The organism is Allobosea sp. WAO (genome assembly GCF_001509835.1).
In the GTDB taxonomy this organism is placed as follows: Bacteria; Pseudomonadota; Alphaproteobacteria; order Rhizobiales; family Beijerinckiaceae; genus Allobosea.
This window is the reverse complement of record NZ_JXTJ01000013.1, coordinates 1-1,534: the sequence shown is the minus strand read 5'-3', so window position 1 is coordinate 1,534 and position 1,534 is coordinate 1. Positions and strand designations below refer to the sequence as shown.

General features: G+C 64.7%; 1 protein-coding gene. It reads left to right on the top strand.

Features of this window, described 5'->3' with window-relative positions; all coding sequences use genetic code 11:
- The first annotated feature begins 75 nt into the window (after positions 1-75).
- Positions 76-1,461, top strand: a complete 1,386-nt coding sequence (locus DK26_RS23240) for an IS1182 family transposase (RefSeq protein ID WP_083533517.1) — start codon at positions 76-78, stop codon at positions 1,459-1,461.
- Positions 1,462-1,534 lie beyond the last annotated feature (73 nt).

Genomic DNA, 1,534 nt, shown 5'->3' with positions numbered 1-1,534 from the left:
GATACCGTTGAAAAAGTCGTCGTTGCGACGGGTATGAAGTCCTGATTCAGTCGTCTCCAGGTGGAGGGCAGCGCGATGATGGGCGAACGGCAGGTGGCGCAGGAGGCGCTGTTCTACGAGTTCAGCCTGGAGCGCCACGTCCCTGTCGATCACTGGGTGCGAGCCATCGACCGGTTCGTCGATCTCTCGGAGATCCGCGCGCATCTGCGTCCGTTCTACAGCGAGATCGGCCGGCCCTCGATCGATCCGGAGCTGATGATCCGGATGCTGCTCATCGGCTACTGCTTCGGCATCCGGTCCGAACGGCGCCTGTGCGAGGAGGTGCATCTAAACCTTGCCTATCGCTGGTTTTGTCGGCTCGGCCTCGAGGGCGACGTGCCCGATCACTCGACCTTTTCGAAGAACCGACATGGCCGCTTCCGCGAGAGCAATCTCTTGAGGGAGCTATTCGAGACGACCGTCCGGCGCTGCATCGCGGAGGAGCTCGTCGGCGGGGAAGGCTTCGCGGTCGATGCCAGCCTGATCCGGGCCGACGCGAACAAGCAACGCTCAGCCGAAGGTTCGGAGGCAGTCGACTGGGACGATCTGGCTCGGACGCGTCGGTCGGTGCGCGAGTATCTCGACACGCTCGACGAGGCCGCCTGGGGCGCAGCCAGCGCGGCCAAGCCGAAGTTCGTCTCGCGCTCCGATCCGGCCGCGCAATGGACCGGCGCCCTGAAGGGGCATGCCTTCTTCGCCTACGCCACCAACTACCTGATCGATCTCGATCACGCCGTCATCGTCGACGTCGAAGCCAGTCGCGCCATCCGGCAGGCCGAGGTCGGCTCGGCCCGGACCATGCTCGACCGGACGCAGGAGCGCTTCGGCCTCTGGCCGGCCAGGCTCGCCGCCGACAGCGCCTATGGCTCGGCCGAGAACCTGGCCTGGCTGGTCCATGAGCGCGGGATCGAGCCGCATATTCCGGTCTTCGACAAGTCTCAGCGCAGCGACGGCACCTTCAGCCGCTCCGACTTCGCCTATGACCACGCCCGCGATCTCTACACCTGCCCGAGCGGGAAGGAGCTCAGGCCGCGGCAGAAGGCCTATCGAACGCAGCGGCCGCTCGTCGATGGCGAGGGCATGATGCGCTACCGCGCCAGCAAGTTCGACTGCGACACCTGCCTGCTGAAGCCGCAATGCTCACCCAACATGCCCGCTCGCAAGCTCCTGCGTTCGATCCATGAGGGTGCCCGCGACATGGCCAGGGACATCGCCGATACCGACGCCTATGTCACCTCGCGGCGCGAGCGGAAAAAGGTCGAGATGCTCTTCGCCCATCTCAAGCGCATCCTGAGGCTCGATCGGCTGCGACTACGCGGACCAAACGGCGCCAGAGACGAGTTCCACCTCGCCGCAGCAGCCCAGAACCTCAGGAAGCTCGCCAAGCTCCTGCCGAACGGGCCGCAGATCAGGACAACATGAGAGGGCGAGGCTCGATCGGCCAAATCTGGAACGAGCCAACAACCCGATCCAAGCCAACTTTTTCAACGGTATC